Below are 17,647 nucleotides of genomic sequence, written 5' to 3'. Positions count from 1 at the left end.
CCCTACTCTATATCGTCAGGTGGTCCGCGTCATCGGAGGTTCTTATGATGACCAGCTTTTGCGTCGGCCGGGTCATGGCCACATACAGGTCGGAGGCGGCCACCATACGAGAGGGGGCGTTGTCTTCGATGAGACCCGGCTCCACCACCACCACGGCGTCGAATTCCAGACCCTTCACATCCTGCGGCCCGCACAGACTGATCTGTCCATCCCATACCGGCTGGGACCGCAGTCCCTCCACTCGCGTCCGACCCAGACGCCTAGACAGATTGCCCCATACCGATTCGGCCACCCGGTCAAGCATCTCCTCGTCCGCGATCACGGCGATGCGACCGGTGCCGTCGTCGGAAACGAACCGCACCGCCAGATCGGCCGCATACTCGCCGGCCGCGGACACCACCTTGCCGACATCCGGCAGCGTTACTCGCTCCACGGAATTCGGTATGGCCCGCACGGCCTTCACCGTGGAGATGTACAGCCCTTCGCTCTCCGCGAACCGTGAAGCCAGGTCGGAAACCTCCTGGGGATTGCGGTAGTCGATGGTCAGCTCGTTGAGATCCCATCCCTCGTGGCCGAACAGCGGATCAAGGGTCCTGCGCCACGAACGCGAACCGCCCAACGCGGACGTCTGAGCGATGTCGCCCACGATGGTGAACGAGCGGGAAGGGCAGCGGCGGATCAGCATACGCCAATCCATCGCGGTGAGCTCCTGCGCCTCGTCGACCACGATATGACCGAAGGTCCATTCCCGCTCGGACGCCGCACGCTGAGCCGTGGTGTCCTCGTCCGGACCGTTGATCTGCTCCAGCAGCATGTCGCTGGTCACGATTCCCGAACCGATGCCGGCCTGCGCCAGCGTATCCTTGGCGAACTGCTCGTCCTGCCGACGCTGCTCGGTTCTGCGGGCCGCCTCTGCGCTTTCCCTCGGATCCGGTCCCAGCAGCTCCATCGCCTCGTCCAGCAGAGGGATGTCCGACGCCGTCAGCGCCGAGCCCTTCCGACGGGTCAGCTCGCGAATGTCCTGCTCGCTCAGCCACGGAGCGTACCGGGCGAGTTTGCCGGGCTTGGCCCACAGGTCGTCGAGCAGCCATTCGGCGGTCATCGGCAGCCATGCGAGGTTCAGGGCCTTGCGCACCCGATCGTTCATCCTCAGCGTGGAACGCACCTGCGCGATTTCGGAGCGGTCCGGGTCGTAGTCCAGCTGCTCGACGTACCGGTTCGTCAGAAGATGCAGCATGGATTCCACGAAGGTCTCACGGGCTTTGTTGTGCGGCTGCCTCGTGCGCTTGGCATCCGTCTGGGCCGTGGACAGATCGGTGGGCAGCATCGGCACGACGAATCCGTTGACCTTCACCTGGGGCAGATCGTTCGGAATGCGCTCGCGGGCCGAAACCGCGTTGGCGATCACGCCCGCCATGCGACGATCCCCCTTGAGCGCCGCGGCACGGGGGGATTCATGCCCTTTCGCGTGAACCTTCGGAATCATGTCGGCAATGGTTCGGGAGACCACCCCGGTCTCGCCCAGGGAGGGCAGCACCTGATCGATGTAGTGCAGGAAGGAGGAGCTCGGTCCCACCACCAGAACCCCGGATCGCTGCAGCAGCTGTCGATGCGTGTACAGCAGGTAGGCCGCACGGTGCAGGGCGACGGCGGTCTTGCCGGTGCCGGGCCCGCCCTGGACCACCACCGCGCGGTTCAGCGGCGCGCGGATGATGCGGTCCTGCTCCGCCTGGATCGTGGCCACGATGTCGGTCATCTTGCCGGTGCGTCGCGTGCTCAACGAGGCGAGCAGCGCGCCCTCTCCCGTCAGCGTGCCCGAGGAGGAGGCCTGATTCACATGGGAGGAGTGCACGTCGAGCACCTCGTCCTCCACGCCCACGACCTCGCGGAACCGAAGGGTGATGTGACGACGCATGGCGATGTTGCCCCGATGCGCAGGCGTCGCCTCGTAGAACGGGCGTGCGGCCTCGGCCCGCCAATCGGTGAGGATCGGCTCATGGGCGGCGCTCGACAGGCCGATGCGTCCTATGTATCGTCTCGTCCCGTCGTTCTCATCGAGTCTGCCGAAGACCAGCCGATCCTCCACCGCCCTCAGTTGGGTGAGCCGATCCTCGTACATCGTGGCGAACGAATCGCGTTCGGTGCGCTGAGTGGGTGAGCCGTGGGAGCCGGCCGCGCGGACCGTGTCGAGACGGCTCCTCGTCTGCGCCCGCATGGCGTCGAGGCGATTGTAGGCACGGTCCACGGCCTGCTGTTCTTCGTGAAGTTGGGCAGAGTAGTTCGACATGATCGAGGTCGCTCCTTGCGGGGGCAGATGAAAAAGTTCGGCATCTCACTATACTCAACCCCCTCTAAAACGGCGTCGCGCCTCATGGTGCATCGTTCCGCCCGATGGCCGAGGCGACTCCTCGGAGCTTTCGGATATGAAGCCTCGGCGGGCCCGGTTGTGTGGCGTGTTGCCGATTATGTGGTGGTCTGGGGATGAAAATGCCCATTCGGTGGGGAAAGGTGGCATGCAGTGGGGTAAAGTGGTGAACTGTTGAGTCGCTGGTCACGATGAACGGGGCATGGAGGTGAGCGCGATGGCCGATGAACAGTCGTCCGCTGCCGCCGAACCCGCTGCGATGGACCTGCCTGCGCTCCTGCTGGGCACGTATACCCCGAAGATCGACGCGAAGGGCCGCCTTGCCCTTCCGGCGAAGCTTCGTGCCCAGCTCGGTGCGGGAGTGGTGATGGCCCGCGGTCAGGAACGCTGTATCTACCTCCTTCCTCACAGCGAATTCCGACGCGTGGCCGCACAGATCCAGCGCACATCGTTGGGAAACAAGGCCGCACGGGATTATCTGCGGGTCTTTCTTTCGGGAGCCGTCGACCAGGCTCCCGACAAGCAGGGCCGTGTGGTGATTCCTCCGATGCTTCGTGACTATGCGGGATTGGGCAGCGACGTCGTGGTGATCGGCGTCGGCACCCGAGCCGAAATATGGGACCGCGAATCGTGGGAGCGCTATCTTGCCGAGCAGGAGCAGGGATACGCCGATATCGCGGATGACGTACTGCCTGCATTGGAGTTCTGACATGGATATCACAGCGATACATCAGCCGGTGCTCCTCAACGATTGCGTGGGGCTGGTCGCCCCGGCCGCCGGGAAGGCCGGTTCGGTTATCGTCGACTGCACACTCGGACTGGCCGGGCATGCCACGGCCTTCCTCAAGGCCGCCCCACAGGCTCGCCTGATCGGCATTGACCGTGACGAGGAGGCGCTCGCCCTGGCTTCCGAACGTATGCGGGGCGAAGGTCTTGCCGACCGATTCACGCCGGTTCATGCGGCCTTCGACGAACTTTCCGCGGTGCTTGACGATCAGGGGGTCGACCGCGTCGATGCGGTGTTCATGGATCTGGGGCTTTCCAGTCTGCAGATCGACGAGACCGAGCGGGGCTTCTCGTATTCCCACGACGCCCCTCTCGACATGCGCATGGACCCGACCCAGAGCCTGACGGCGCGGGGGATTCTCGCGACCTATTCGCATGACGAGCTGCAGAGAATCTTCCGTGAATACGGTGAGGAGCGTTTCGCCGGGCCGATCGCACGGGCCATCGTCGCGCAGCGCGACGACGATCCGCTTACCACATCCCGTCAGCTCAACGATCTGGTTGATCGAGTGGTTCCCAAGGCGCATCGGCCCGCCGGCAATCCGGCCAAGCGGGTTTTTCAGGCGCTGCGCATAGCGGTCAACGGAGAGCTCGACAAACTGGCGGGCACGCTGCCTCAGGCGTTGCTGCATCTCAACGTCGGAGGGCGTCTGGTGGTGGAGTCCTACCATTCGCTGGAAGACAGGACGGTGAAACGGTTCATGGCGCATGGACTGCATGTGGACGTGCCGACCGGCATGCCGGTGGTGCCTCCGGATATGCAGCCGTTCCTCGTCGATCTCACCCATGGTGCGGTAAAGGCCGACGCCGCGGAGATCGAGAGCAATCCGAGATCCGCGTCGGTGCGTCTGCGCGCGGTCGAGCTTTCCCGGCCGGTTCCGGATCGATGGACGTCGAGATTCGAACAGTGGGCCGCCGACCCATCCGAACAGTGGATGGATGATGGTCGTTCGGCTGGGAGAAAGTCAATAAAACCAACGAGATCCGGGAAAGGCGGGAGGAAACGTCGATGAGCAGTGCATCGCCACGGGTCACGCGGTCACGATCGTCGGCTCCCGGCAGGGGGGCGGACGGGCGGACGCCATCGAGGCCGCAGCTGAGCGTCAGCTCCACACGTCGTTCCCAGACCGAATCGAAGGGAATGGGCGATATGTTTGCGGCGATCCGTCCAAGCCGCGTGCGCCTGGTGCATTTCGTCTGCGCTCTGGTGTTTCTGGGAGCGAGCCTGGTGGGATCCCTGCTGCTGCGCACGCAGATGGTCGAGGATTCCTTTGCCATCACCGATGTGCAGCAGTCCATCGGACGTCTCACCCAGGACGTGCAGGAGGATCAGACCAAGCTCGACGGGTTGAAGGCATCCCTGCCCGAAAAGGCGCAGAAGCTGGGGATGGTTCCCGGATCCGATGCCCTCACCGTCGATCTCAAGGGCTACAAGGCGCCGGCAGATGTCGGTGCCCAACATTAAATGCCCGACATGAGAAAACCGCAAACTTGACTGCAGAAAACCTAAGGAGAATCAGTGAAACGAACGGTGCGTCGCACCCGGGGCGACATCTTCAGGCGCCGGGCATTGGTCATGGGAATCATCCTTGCGTTTCTCGCCAGCGTCTGCGTCGTCAAGCTCTCCTACATCCAGCTGTTCTCGGCGAGCCCTGTGGCGCAGGCGGCCACCGCGAGCCGTACCGCCACCAAGGTGCTTCAGGCTCAGCGCGGGTCGATCATCGACACCAACGGCGTGGTGCTGGCGCAAAGCGTGGAGAGCTACACCGTGTACGCCGATCAGGTGGCCGTCGAGAGCTTCAAGCCGGTCAAGTGCACCGGTAAGAATTCAAGCTCGTGCCATCAGATCGACGGCAAGCCGGTCGGAGCCACCGGTGCGTCGGCCGTCGCCAAGCTGCTGGCTCCGGTTCTGGGTATGAACGCCATGGAGCTGGGCGGCAAGCTCGTGGGAACGAGCCGGTACGTGGTGCTCAAGAGGAACGTCGTGCCGGCGGTCAAGCGGCAGATCGACAACCTGCATCTTTCCGGCGTGATCAACTACGAGCTGACATCCAACCGCGAGTATTCCGACAACGGACTGCTGGGCACGGTGCTCGGCGGCGTGGACGCCGATGGCAAGGGCGTGGCGGGCATCGAGAAGATGGCGAACGGGTCCCTCGTCGGCGAGAACGGTTCGGTCAGCTACCAGCGGGGCGTTTACGGGCAGGAGATTCCCGGAACCCGAAGCGAGTCGAAGGACCCGGTCAACGGCGGCACCGTGAAGCTCACCGTCGACTGGGACGTGCAGTGGTATGTGAAGAAGGCCCTGAAGGAGGCCCAGGCCAAAACCGGCTCCCAATGGGGCATAGCCGTGGTGCAGCGCGTGAAGAACGGGCAGATCGTGGCCATCGCCGACACCGACGACTATGCGGCGGGCAGCGACGAGGCGAAGATGAATGCGTCGAAGGCCATCACCTCCGTATTCGAACCGGGCTCCACAGGCAAGCTCATCACCGCGGCCGGATTGCTGCAGGAAGGCATCCACAAGCCCTCCGACAAGTTCCAGGTGCCCTATCAGATCGAGCTGAACAACCAGACCTACCACGATTCCCATGAGCATGGCGTGGAGAGGCTCACGCTGGCCGGCATCCTCAAGGAGTCCTCGAACGTGGGCACGGTCATGGCGTCCTCGAACTATTCGGTCAAGAAGCGATACGAGTACATTTCGAAATTCGGCATCGGACAGAGCACGGGGCTGAACTTCCCCGGCGAATCGTCCGGAACGCTCACACCGTACCAGTCGTGGGATCTGCGAACCCGCAACACCGTGCTGTTCGGACAGGGCGGATATTCGGCCTCCGCGCTGCAGATGACCAATGTGGTGGCGACGATCGCCAACAAGGGCGTACGCTGCGGACAGTCGATCATCGAATCGTCCACCGATGCGCAGGGCAACGACACCACGCCGAAGACGAATCAGCCGGTACGTGTGATCGACGAGAGCGTGGCCTCTGAGATGATGGACATGATGGAGTCCATGGCCTCCCAGTATTCCGGACTCATCAATGTCAAGGGATACCGCATCGCGGGTAAATCCGGTACCGCCCAGGTGGCCGGCGCATCGGGCGCATTGACCAGCCATATCGGCGATTTCATCGCGGCGATTCCCGCCGACGATCCGCAGTTCGTGGTCACCGTCGTGCTCAAGGATCCCGAGGGCGTTTACGGTGGCGTGACGGCGGGTCCCGTGGTCGGAACCATTGGTGAATTCCTTATGCAGAAGTACGAGGTCCCCGCCTCGCCTGCACGCGGGAATGCTATCCCTACTGAGTGGTGACTCGGTCGTGGAACAACGATTTTCGACGACAGTCGATCTAGCGAGGTGAGAGATGAGTGCATTAAGCGAAGCCGGTACGGAACATCTCACCGTATCCGATCTGCGGGAGCGGTACGGGTTGCTGACCAATGCCAGATATGCGGGCAGGGTCACGTTGACGTCGATCGCCAACGATCTGAAGTCGGTGAGCCCCGGTGCGCTGTACATGCCGCCGGAGCATGACGTGACCGCTGACTGCGTCGCGCGCGCGCAGGCGCAGGGGGCCTATGCGGTATTGCTGCCGTCATCCGCGCTCCAGAAGGGCATCGGCGGAGACATCCCGGTGCTGTACGGTGATCTGACCGCGGCCGAACGGGGGCGGATCGCCGCGGACATCGCCGGACATCCGTCGAATTCCATCGCGGTGTTCCTGATCGTCGGCGAGCAGGCGCAGGAACAGACCGCGGCGCTGGCGGGACTGCTGCACGTTCTCGGCAATCCCGTGGGACAGATCAGCTATCAGCATTCGAAGTCCTTGGAACGGCATCTGATCGAGGATTATCCGCTCAACGAGCTCGACGTCCAGCGCATGCTGTCCGTCTTCGTGGAGGACGGCGCTTCGGCTGTCATCATCGGCGCGGACGATCAGGCGCTTATGCCGGGGGCGTTGGAGTCCGTGGTCACCGATGTGTGCGCCATCAGCGAAGGGGATGATCCGAACGTCGGCTCACCGTCGTTGAAGGAAGCGATGGAGCATTTCGGCGTCACGCTGAGGGAGCGCACCCATCTGGCCCATCGTTCGGCCGAAACCGACGAGATGGCCGCCCACAGGGATTCGGATTCGGATGATGCCACGAAACGTCGTCTGTCGCTGGCCATCGCCATGGTGATGAAGGCGGGCGTGAGGAAAGGCAACATCCGCAGCGCGCTGCGTGTGTCGAAGGAGTTCGACTGATCGGCTCGGACTGCAAACGGCGGTCGGAGAAGCGGGAACGACGTTCATCGAGAGAACAACATATACGGGAAGAGGTTGAACTACATCATGATGGCCATGACGATTGAACAGGCGGCTAAGGCCGTCGGAGGGGAACTGTGCGTGGGACTCACGCCTGCCGATTCGCGGATCGAGAAGGTGGTCACGGATTCCCGTCTGGCGGGGGTCGGATCGTTGTTCGTCGCCATTGCGGGCGAGCATGTGGACGGTCATCGGTTCGTCGGTCAGGTCTACCATTCCGGTGCCGTGGCGGCTTTGGTGGACCATGAGATCGCGGGAGCCGAGATCACGCAGATCGTTGTGCCGGACACCATTCGGGCGATGGGCCTACTCGCCAAGGCGAACATCGAGGAGCGGCGCGCATTCGACTCTCCGTTCACCGTGGTCGGCGTGACCGGATCGGTGGGCAAGACCACCACCAAGGACCTGCTCAAGGCACTGCTGTCCACGCGGGGGGAGACCATCGCCCCGGTCGGATCGTTCAACAACGACATCGGCATGCCGATCACCGCTCTTGAGGTCAATGAGCGGACGCGATTCCTCGTCGCCGAAATGGGAGCCAACCATCTCGGCGAGATCGCCAATCTCGGGTCGTTGGTGCCGCCGGACATCGCCATCGTACTCAAGGTGGGAGTGGCCCATCTGGGGGAGTTCGGTTCCGTGGAGAACATCCAGAGGGCCAAAAGCGAAATCATCCGTGCTCTGGTGCCGGACGGCGTGGCGGTGCTCAACGCCGACGACGAGCATGTCGTGCCCATGGCGTCGATCGCCCCCGGCGATGTGGTCTGGTTCGGCTTGGGGAGTGGCGCTGAGGTGAAGGCCTATGACATCACGGCTGACGGCCGCGACCGGGCCGGATTCACACTGTCGCTGCCCGGTCATGATCCGGTGCGAGTGCAGCTGGCGATTCCCGGCAGGCATAACGTGATGAACGCGCTGGCCGCCATCGCCGTGGCGACGAGGGAAGACGTTCCGGTCGATGAAATCGTGAGGGTTCTGGGTGAGCAGACCGCCATCAGTCCGCACCGCATGACGGTGTTCGGCCTGACCAGGGCTGGCGTGAGCTTCACGGTCATCGATGACTCGTTCAATGCGAACCCGGATTCCATGAAGGCCGGTCTTGACGGACTCGCCGGATGGTCCGTGGATGAGGACGGTGTCGCCCCGTTCCGGGTCGCAGTGCTCGGCTCGATGCTGGAACTCGGCGAAAACGCAGTGGAACTGCACCGCGGCATCGGATCCTATGCTGCCAGGCTGGGCATCGATGCGGTGATCGGCGTGGGCAGTCGAAACGATGCGCAGCTCGATTCCCTGGCCTCCGACTTCATCGAGGGCATCGACGGGGATGATGAGACCACCCGGAACAAACCGTTCGTCGCGCTGGTGCATGACGTGGATGAGGCCGATCGTCTGGTTCTCGATCTCGCCCGCGAACACGAGAACACCGTGGTGCTGCTCAAGGGATCCCACGCATCGGGGTTGAGCGCACTGGCCGCCCGATGGGACGCCAACGATGATCTTCCGACAGGTTCCGACGCCACTGATAGAAACGGAGAGGCACAGTGATTTCACTGCTCATCGGTCTGGGGACATCCCTGATCGTCACTCTGATCGGCACTCCGCTGCTGATTCGTCTGGTGCACAAGCTGCACTACGGCCAGTACATTCGCCAGGACGGTCCGCAGTCCCACCAGATCAAGCGCGGCACCCCGACGCTCGGCGGCGTCGTCATCAATCTCGCCATCGTGCTCGGCTGGCTCGCCTCCGCGCTGTACCGATACTTCACCTATCACGACAAGCCTTCATGGACGGCTCTGCTGGTGCTGTTCGCCATGCTGTCCATGGGCCTGCTGGGATTCATCGACGACTTCGCCAAGGTGCGCAAGAAGCAGAACGAGGGATTGACCGTCGGCGGCAAGTTCTTCGGTCAGTTCGTCTTCGCCACCCTCTTCGCGGTGCTGTGCCTGCTGCTGCCCACCAAGAGCGGGTTCCCCAGTGCGCAGGCGGGCATCGCCTACATCGAAAAACCGGTGGTCGTATTCACCTTCGCCGGAACCATCGTGGCGCTCGTACTGTTCGTGATCTGGGTGAACCTGCTGATGACGGCATGGTCGAACGCCTTCAATCTCACCGACGGTCTTGACGGTCTGGCCGCCGGAACCTCGATGGTGGCGTTTATGGGCTATTCGATGATCGCCTACTGGGAAAGCGCCCATCTGTCGGGCTCCGGAGCCGAAGGCTACAGCTACGCCGTTTCCGATCCGCAGGATCTGGCGATCATCGCGGCGTGCGCGGTGGCCGCATGCTTCGGTTTCCTGTGGTACAACACTAATCCCGCGCAGATCTTCATGGGCGACACCGGTTCCCTGGCGCTGGGCGGCCTGTATGCGGCACTGTCCATCGCCACGCACACCGAACTGCATGCCGTGATTCTGGGCGGGCTGTTCGTGATGGAGACCTGCTCCGATGTCATTCAGGTCGGATACTTCAAGATGACCCACAAGCGCGTATTCAAGATGGCGCCGATCCACCACCACTTCGAACTGTGCGGGTGGCGGGAGAACACCGTGGTCGTGCGATTCTGGATGATCGAAATGGTCTTCGTGCTCGTCGGACTGGTACTGTTCTATACGGATTGGCTGGTCCGCTCCGGACTGTTGTGACGATCGACGGCCGTGCGGGCCGTGATCGGGTGATATTCGTTCCCAAAAGGAGGAACCGATGAACAAGGTGGAGGATTTTTCAGGCAAAACGGTGATGGTGGCCGGACTTGGGGTGTCCGGAGTCAGTGCGGCGAAAGTGCTGCGATCCCAAGGCGCCACCGTGCTCACCTTCGATGAGCGTAAGCCCGACGCCGATCTGCATGCGTTCGACGAGATCGATTTCGATGCGCTTGACGCGATCATGACCTCGCCGGTATTCGCGCCTTCGACTCCGTTCCTCGTGGAGGCCGCACGCCGTGGCATCGATGTGATGAGCGAAGTCGAACTGGCATGGAGGCTTCGCGTGCCGAGTCAGGCCACCGGCCGTCCGGCCGCGTGGGTGGGCATCACCGGCACGAACGGCAAGACGTCCACCACCGAAATGACCTCGGAAATGCTTCGCGCGGCCGGATTCACGGCTCCGGCCGTGGGCAACATCGGCACGCCGGTGTCCTCGGCCGCAGTGGATCCGGCCAACACCGCCCTGGCCGTCGAACTCAGCTCGTTCCAGATGCATTACACTGATTCCCTCGAACTCGACTGCGCGGCCATCACCAATCTTGCGGACGATCATCTCGACTGGCACGGAGGATTCGAGAACTACGCTGCCGACAAGGCGAAGGTGTATCATCGCGTGAAGCGGGCGCTGGTCTTCAACGCCGACGACGAGCGGGTGTCGGCTCTTGCCGCCGCAGCTCATCCCGCGGAAGGATGCCGGCGAGTGGGGTTCACGCTGCATGCTCCGGTCAACGGCCAGATCGGCGTCGAGGACGGCTGGATCGTCGACCGCTCCGGGCTTCGCTCCGAATCGTCCGAACCGAAACTGGCCAGAGTGCTCGACTTTTCCCATCTGAGTGAGCCCGATGGCACGGTGTACCCGCATCTGCTCGCCGATGCCCTGTGCGCTCTGGCTTTGGTGCTTGGCTTGGGAGTGGACTCCCACACGGCGGTGGAGGCGCTTAAGGGATTCGCCCCGGGCGGCCATCGCATCGCCACCGTGGCTCAGGCTCGGGTGCCGGGCGGCAGCGTGAAGTTCGTCGACGATTCCAAGGCCACCAACGCTCATGCCGCTCATGCGTCGCTATCCAGCTTCTCGCGCGGGCATGTGGTATGGATCGCCGGAGGGCTCGCCAAAGGATCCCGATTCGAGGACCTCGTGGCCGACCAGGCCGGCACCATCAAGGCCGCCGTCATCATCGGCCGGGACCCCCGACCCATGCAGGAGGCCTTCGCTGCCAGCGCTCCGAACACTCCGATCACCGTCATCGATCCCGAGCCGAACGATACCGTGATGGATCGTGCGGTCGAGGCCGCCGGAGCATATGCGTCCGCCGGCGATGTGGTGCTCATGGCCCCGGCCTGCGCATCCATGGATCAGTTCCGTTCCTATGCCGACCGAGGCGATCGGTTCGCCAAGGCCGCGGTGAACTGGGTAGCCGCCCATGGCGAATAGCGTTCAGGGAGGCGGAAGGCGGGACAGGCTTCCGGAACCGCTCGGGAAGCGACCGAAGTCCGAGAAACGGTTCAGTCTCGGCGCGTTGTCGCCATCCCGTTTGCTGGACAAAGCGGTGGCCGTGGTGACGGCGGGTTCGTCGTTCTCCACGAACGGTGATGATCAGGAATCCAACGGACCGGCCGACTATTCCGGCTGGCGTTGCGTCTTCAATCCGCTGTGGTGCTACTACGGTTTCATCATCTCCGTTGGCGCTCTGACGATATTCGGCCTCATGATGGTCTTCTCCAGCTCGTCGGTCGATCTGGTCGCTGAAGGTAGTTCTCCATGGTCCAGCCTGAGCAATCAGACGGTGTACGCGATTGTGGGCATCGTCGTTGCATTCTTTCTATCCAAGCTCCCCGTCAGGTTCTTCCGCAAATTCGCCGCCGTGCTTCTGGCCGTCGCCATCGTCGTGCAGCTGATGACCATGGTGCCCGGCATCGGCGCGTCAGCCGGCGGCAATGTGGGATGGATCCGTATTGGTCCCATAAGCTTCCAGCCCGCCGAAATCCTCAAATGGACGGTGTGCCTGTGGATGCCGTCCGCCATTCTATCCATTCGCAAGATGAAGCTTCCCACACCCAAGGCATGGGCGGTGCCGGTCGGCATCTTCCTGCTGGCGTTCGCCTCCGTGATCGCAGGCAAGGATCTCGGTACCGCCATGATTGTCGTGATCATCGGTGGCACCGCGCTGCTGGTCGGCGGTTTGCCGCTCCCATGGTTCTTCGGCCTCGGAGGTCTCGGTGTGGTCGGCGTTCTGCTGCTGTTCGTCGGCGGCAATTCCAACCGTATGAATCGTATTCTTGCAGCCTATGGCACCTGCACCGCCGAGCAGACGAAAGGCGTGTGCTACCAGTCGATCCACGGTGCGTATGCCATGGCATCCGGAGGTCTCACCGGCGTGGGATTGGGCAATTCACGAGAGAAATGGAACTATCTGCCGGAGGCGCACAACGATTTCATCTTCGCGATCATCGGTGAGGAACTGGGGTTCCTCGGTGCTCTGGCCGTGATACTGGGTTTCGTGGTGCTCGGATGGTGCCTGATCAACATCGCCATGCATCATCAGGATGCCTATGCCCGCATGGTGCTCATGTGCTTCGTCGTATGGATCGTCGGACAGGCGATCGTCAACATCGCCGTCGTCGTCGGTCTCCTGCCGGTGATGGGCCTGCCGATGCCGTTCGTGTCGGCGGGCGGCACCGCCATGGTCATGTGTCTGGTCGCGGCCGGAACGGCCGTGTCGATGGCGCGATCGCAGACCGAGATCAAGGCGGCGCTGGCTCGTGCATGACGCCGGCCGATCGGTGTTCGTCCGTCTGATGAGGGGCGTTTCGGGAAGGTTGAAATCGGTTCGTGCCCGGCGCTATGCTCATAGGCATGTCTGAAGAGTCAAGCATCGTATTGGCCGGCGGCGGCACGGCCGGTCATGTCAATCCATTGCTCAGCATCGCGTCAAGCATCCGACGAATCGCACCCGGGACCTCCATCAGCGTGATCGGCACCGAAGTCGGTCTGGAGCAGCGGCTGGTGCCCGCAGCGGGATTCGACATGGATACCATCGAGAAGGTGCCGTTCCCCAGATCGCTCAACCGCGCGGCGTTCGCGTTCCCCATGCGATGGATTCGCGAGGTCGACAAGGTCAAGCGGATTCTCACCGAACGACGGGCCGACGTGCTGGTGGGAGTGGGCGGATACGCTTCGGCCCCGGCATATTACGCGGCGCATCGACTCGGTATCCCGATCGTGATCCACGAGCAGAACGCCCGCGCCGGTATGGCCAACAAGCTCGGTGCGCGGTGGGCTCAGTTCATCGGCACGGTGTATGACGACACCGGTCTGAAGCCGGGGGCCGATGCCGTGATCGAACGTGTGGGGCTCCCGCTGCGGCCAGCCATCGCCGAAGTGGCGAACAGCATGGAGAGCAATCGAGTCGAGGCTCGGAGAAAGGGTGCCGGGCAGCTCGGTCTCGATCCCGACCGCCCGATCCTGCTCGTCACCGGAGGCTCCCTTGGCGCGCAGAGTCTCAATGTCGCCGTGGCGAGTGCTGCGCGGGAGGTTCTGTCCTGCGCGCAGGTGATTCATTTGACGGGCAAGGGCAAGATGGAGCAGGTGCGGCAGCTGGTCACCGCATCGGCGGGGGAGTCGGTGCTCAGCACGATTGGCCCGGACCAGCGTGGCAGGGGGGACTACCATGCGGCCGAATATCTGGAACGCATCGATCAGGCCTTCGCCTGTGCGGATCTGGTGATCTGTCGTTCCGGTGCGGGTACCGTGGCCGAAATCGCGGCTCTGGGTCTTCCCGCCGTGTATGTGCCGTTGCCCATCGGCAACGGGGAGCAGCGCTTCAATGCCGAACCGGTGGTTGAGGCAGGCGGCGGATTCCTGGTATCGGATGACGACTTCACCAGTGAATGGGTGACCGGACATGTGCCCCAACTGCTGGCCGATGGGACGCGACTGCATCGCATCGCGCAGGCGGCATGGCGGTACGGCATCCGCGACGCCGCTCAGGTGATGGCCTCGCGTGTGCTATCGCTGGCGGCGCACGGTGGTCGAGGCGCGCACTGATCGAGGTTATCGTGGCATCGACGATAATGGTTAGGAATGTGTTGGCATGGTATGCCAAAAGGAGTAATGAACAGTGAATGACGCTTCCAATTCGTCCATCGTGCTTGAGCCCACGAGCCGTCCGGCCGACGCTGACTCGCTGACCACGGCTTCGCTGGGGGTCACGCATTTCATCGGCATCGGCGGTGCGGGCATGAGCGTGCTGGCGGAGATCCTGCACGAACAGGGGGTGACCGTGCAGGGGTCCGATCGTGAACTTGGCACGAAGGCCCGCAGACTGCAGGAGCTGGGCATCACGGTGTTCGTCGGGCAGAAGACCGAACATATCGAAGGCGTGGACACGGTGGTGTGGTCCAGTGCCATCAAACCCGACAATCCGGAGATCGTGGCCGCGGTGGCTCGCGGCGCCCGTCTGATGCACCGTAGCGACGTACTGGCTCTGCTGATGAAGTCGGCGAGGGCTGTCACCGTGGCCGGCGCCCACGGCAAGACCACCACCAGCGCCATGATCGCGCATGTGCTGGTGCATGCAGGCGAAGGGACTCTCGCCGATCCCAGCTATGCCATCGGCGGATCCATTCAGGGGCCCGACGGGCCGCTGGACGGTGGTCATGCGGGCAAGGGGGACGTGCTGGTGGCCGAGGCCGATGAATCAGACGGCAGCTTCGCCAAATACCATCCCCAAGTGGCGGTGATCACCAATGTCGAGGCCGAGCACCTCGATCACTACGGTACCGCCGAAGCCTATCGCCAGGCGTTCGTCGACCATGCGCACCATGCCGTGGGGCATGTGGTGCTCTGCGGTGACGACGACGGGGCGCTTTCGGTGCTGCGGGCCATGGATCCTGAGTCCGCGGCCCGTGCGGTGGTGTATTCCACGCATACCCGCGAACAGCTCGGCGATCTGAACGGTGCGGCGCTGGCTCATATCGACCATGAGGCCGAATCCATCGCCGGCAGTGATTCGTCCGCCGTCGAATCGTTCGTGCTGCATCTTCCCGCCGGCATCGGCGGCTCCGAGGAGCAGGATCTTCCCGTGAATCTGCGGATCCCCGGCATCCATAACGCGCGCAACGCCTCAGCGGCCATCATCGCCGCGGCGCTTCTGGGCATGGAGCCGCGTCGCGCATCCGAAGCCGCATCGACGTTCCTCGGCGCGGCGCGTCGTTTCGAGATCAAGGGAACGGTGTCCTCGGTCACCGTCGTCGATGATTACGCCCATCATCCCACGGAGATCGCAGCACTGTTGGACGCCGCGCGCCGCCGGTTCCCGGACTCCGTGATCCGCGTGCTGTTCCAGCCTCATCTGTTCTCCAGAACGATGTTCTTCGCACGACATTTCGCCGAAGCCCTCGCCAAGGCGGACGATGTGATCGTGACCGGCATCTTCCCCGCAAGGGAAAAACAGTCGGACTATCCCGCCATCGGTCCGAATACCGTGGTGGACGCCTCCGCAGGCATCGATCATGATCCGCGGGACGGTTGGATCGAGGCCGTGCCGGACATGTGCCAGGCAGCCAAGATGCTGGCCATGCGCAGTGGAGCAGGAGACGTGATCATCACCGTCGGCGCAGGGGACATCACCACCATGGCGCCGGTGCTGCTCAGTGTGCTCAAGGCCCGCGGAACCGTTCGGGGACGGGAGGCCTGACGTTGGCGGGGCGCAGAGTCACCTCGCATTCCTCTTCCGATCCCTCCACGGTCGTCGGCCGTTCCGCGGCATCGGGAAGAACCATCCGGTCGAATCCGGAAGCGGAAAACGTTTCCGCCGTTGATTCCGGCGCGTTCGTGGATGCCCGTCATCTCAGATCGGGGGAGAGCGTCTCCGAACGTCTGGACAGTGAGTCGTTCGGCGGGCCTGGCCTGCTCACCCGCCCCAAGGTAGTGGATTTTCCCGAGCGTCTCAGGGAACGCAGAATGGCGAACCGCCGTCAGCGCATGATGCGTGCGAGCGTCGTCGTGCTGGCTGTCGGCGTCGTGCTTTCCGTGATCTGGGCGTTGCTGTTCTCGCCGCTGCTGCGACTCCAGTCGGATCTGATCACGGTTCGAGGTACCAATACATGGGTGTCCGAAGCCGATGTGACGTCCATAGCGGGTGCGCATGTCGGCTCCTCGCTGCTGATGATCAGCAGCAGCGGGATCGAGGAGAAGATCGGGGAACTGCCGGGGGTCGTTTCCGCGACGGCGACCAAACAGTATCCGCATGGTCTTGACATCACCGTGAAGGCGGAGCCTCCAGCCGCGGTGCTCAAGGATTCCGCCGGCGGCATGACCGCAGTGGACAGCGAAGGGCGCATACTCAATGCGGTGAACGCCTCGGTGAAGGGGATTCCGGTGATCGAGGTGAAGAACGCGAGCAAGAGTCTGGACAGCAAGGCCGTGATTCAGGCGGTGAAGGTGCTGGGATCGCTGGACGAATCGATGAGGCGGAAGGTGAGCAAGGTCACCGCCAAAACACAGGATTCCGTCACCACCACCCTTGCCGACGGCTATACCGTGATATGGGGAAACTCATCCCAGATGCGGTTGAAGAAGGCGGTGGTGAATACGCTGCTGAGCAATCCCAAACAGCTGGGTGGTGCCAAGACGATCAATGTGGCGGCTCCCGACAAGGCCACGATCAAGTAGGGGGGAAGCAGACCGTGGTAGGGAGAGGCCGGGCTGAGGTCGGCTTCTCCCCTGGTCCTCCATGCTTCGTGCTAGCCCCGCAGCTTCTCCAGCTGGGTGCGAACCTTGTGAAGCTGCGCGTATACCTCATTGCGCTGCGACGTGGTCCTGGCACGCTGATGATCTCGCACGAGCTTGACCTCCTCGGCTTCCAGCTTCGCGATCCGATCATGCACCGCCAGCCGCGCGTCGAGATCGGTGCCATCCTCATCACGGAGAATCACCTGTGCTCCCAGCGAATCCCACAGCTCATCCATGTCCGCACCGTGCAGGGTGATATGAACGGATTCAGGGTCCATCCATTCGCTGACATGAACCTTGAACTGTGGAATATGTCCGGGTTTCACCGGTACGCTGCGTCGGATCGCCAACGCGCATTCCTCGTGAGTCTCACCGTTCTCATCCGTGGACTCGCGCACGCATACGAACAGAATGCCTCCCTTGCGCTGGGCGGCGATGCGATCGATCACCGACTTCGGCGCATCCGTGGTGTTCAGTCGCAATCCAAGCACCAGAATCTCTCCGAGACGTCCAGAAGCCATCCCGGTGTTCGACGGGCGCAGCAGTCCCAGCAGCGTGATGCTTTCGATATCGGAGACAAACCGCTGCCTCAGCTTCGAGGAAAGCGGATCCTTGCCTACGAACGCCGCTTTGGGGAACCGGCTCTTTTCGGCGGCGATGGCGGTGTTGGGAGCAAAACCCAAAGTCAGCATGGAAATCGACCCGCATGCGGCTACGGTCATCGGAGGCCTCCTCGGTGTCCTGATTCGAA

The 17,647-nt window shown here is 63.0% G+C and carries 14 protein-coding genes; 12 read left to right on the top strand and 2 right to left on the bottom strand.

The window, feature by feature from the left end:
• Positions 1–7: 7 nt before the first annotated feature.
• Complete coding sequence (locus Uis1B_RS02930; RefSeq protein ID WP_101615411.1) at positions 8–2,287, bottom strand: HelD family protein; 2,280 nt, start codon at positions 2,285–2,287, stop codon at positions 8–10.
• A 295-nt stretch (positions 2,288–2,582) separates the two neighbouring features.
• Here Uis1B_RS02930 and mraZ point away from each other — a divergent pair, with 295 nt between their 5' ends.
• From mraZ to Uis1B_RS02870, 12 genes are all read left to right on the top strand, one after another.
• The gene (mraZ, locus tag Uis1B_RS02925; RefSeq protein ID WP_101615519.1) at positions 2,583–3,074 is read left to right on the top strand and encodes a division/cell wall cluster transcriptional repressor MraZ; all 492 of its coding nucleotides are present in this window, start codon (positions 2,583–2,585) and stop codon (positions 3,072–3,074) included.
• Position 3,075: 1 nt separating this feature from the next.
• On the top strand, positions 3,076–4,164 hold the full coding sequence (gene rsmH, locus Uis1B_RS02920) for a 16S rRNA (cytosine(1402)-N(4))-methyltransferase RsmH (protein WP_101615409.1): 1,089 nt from the start codon (positions 3,076–3,078) through the stop codon (positions 4,162–4,164).
• Positions 4,165–4,292: 128 nt separating this feature from the next.
• Positions 4,293–4,616: a cell division protein FtsL gene (ftsL, locus tag Uis1B_RS02915; protein ID WP_101615408.1), complete on the top strand. Its 324-nt coding sequence runs from the start codon at positions 4,293–4,295 to the stop codon at positions 4,614–4,616.
• Positions 4,617–4,727: 111 nt separating this feature from the next.
• Positions 4,728–6,467, top strand: a complete 1,740-nt coding sequence (locus tag Uis1B_RS02910) for a peptidoglycan D,D-transpeptidase FtsI family protein (RefSeq protein ID WP_101615517.1) — start codon at positions 4,728–4,730, stop codon at positions 6,465–6,467.
• 52 nt (positions 6,468–6,519) lie between these two features.
• Positions 6,520–7,401, top strand: coding sequence for a UDP-N-acetylmuramyl peptide synthase (locus tag Uis1B_RS02905; protein ID WP_101615406.1), 882 nt, complete (start codon positions 6,520–6,522; stop codon positions 7,399–7,401).
• 87 nt (positions 7,402–7,488) lie between these two features.
• Positions 7,489–9,006, top strand: coding sequence for a UDP-N-acetylmuramoyl-tripeptide--D-alanyl-D-alanine ligase (locus Uis1B_RS02900; RefSeq protein WP_101615515.1), 1,518 nt, complete (start codon positions 7,489–7,491; stop codon positions 9,004–9,006).
• Entirely contained in the window at positions 9,003–10,103 is a 1,101-nt protein-coding gene (gene mraY, locus Uis1B_RS02895; protein ID WP_101615404.1) for a phospho-N-acetylmuramoyl-pentapeptide-transferase, read from the top strand. The genes Uis1B_RS02900 and mraY overlap by 4 nt, the downstream gene beginning before the upstream one ends.
• A 58-nt stretch (positions 10,104–10,161) precedes the next feature.
• Positions 10,162–11,595 (top strand): UDP-N-acetylmuramoyl-L-alanine--D-glutamate ligase, encoded by a 1,434-nt coding sequence (gene murD, locus Uis1B_RS02890; protein ID WP_101615402.1) that lies wholly within the window; start codon positions 10,162–10,164, stop codon positions 11,593–11,595.
• Positions 11,585–12,931 (top strand): FtsW/RodA/SpoVE family cell cycle protein, encoded by a 1,347-nt coding sequence (locus Uis1B_RS02885; RefSeq protein ID WP_101615400.1) that lies wholly within the window; start codon positions 11,585–11,587, stop codon positions 12,929–12,931. Before murD ends, Uis1B_RS02885 begins: the two co-directional genes overlap by 11 nt.
• Positions 12,932–13,017: 86 nt before the next feature.
• Positions 13,018–14,208 (top strand): UDP-N-acetylglucosamine--N-acetylmuramyl-(pentapeptide) pyrophosphoryl-undecaprenol N-acetylglucosamine transferase, encoded by a 1,191-nt coding sequence (locus Uis1B_RS02880; protein ID WP_101615513.1) that lies wholly within the window; start codon positions 13,018–13,020, stop codon positions 14,206–14,208.
• Positions 14,209–14,281: 73 nt separating this feature from the next.
• Positions 14,282–15,859 carry a UDP-N-acetylmuramate--L-alanine ligase gene (murC, locus tag Uis1B_RS02875; RefSeq protein ID WP_101615398.1) on the top strand — a complete coding sequence of 526 codons (1,578 nt, stop codon included), beginning with the start codon at positions 14,282–14,284 and terminating at the stop codon, positions 15,857–15,859.
• 2 nt (positions 15,860–15,861) lie between these two features.
• Positions 15,862–16,836: a cell division protein FtsQ/DivIB gene (locus Uis1B_RS02870; protein WP_243390230.1), complete on the top strand. Its 975-nt coding sequence runs from the start codon at positions 15,862–15,864 to the stop codon at positions 16,834–16,836.
• A gap of 71 nt (positions 16,837–16,907) precedes the next feature.
• Here Uis1B_RS02870 and Uis1B_RS02865 read toward each other — a convergent pair whose 3' ends face one another.
• Positions 16,908–17,618 (bottom strand): DUF4391 domain-containing protein, encoded by a 711-nt coding sequence (locus Uis1B_RS02865; protein WP_101615396.1) that lies wholly within the window; start codon positions 17,616–17,618, stop codon positions 16,908–16,910.
• Between the last annotated feature and the right edge of the window lie 29 nt (positions 17,619–17,647).

The organism is Bifidobacterium margollesii, assembly GCF_002860355.1.
Classification (GTDB): domain Bacteria; phylum Actinomycetota; class Actinomycetes; order Actinomycetales; family Bifidobacteriaceae; genus Galliscardovia; species Galliscardovia margollesii.
The sequence above is the reverse complement of the archived record's forward strand: the minus strand, read 5'-3'. Positions and strand labels throughout refer to the sequence as shown.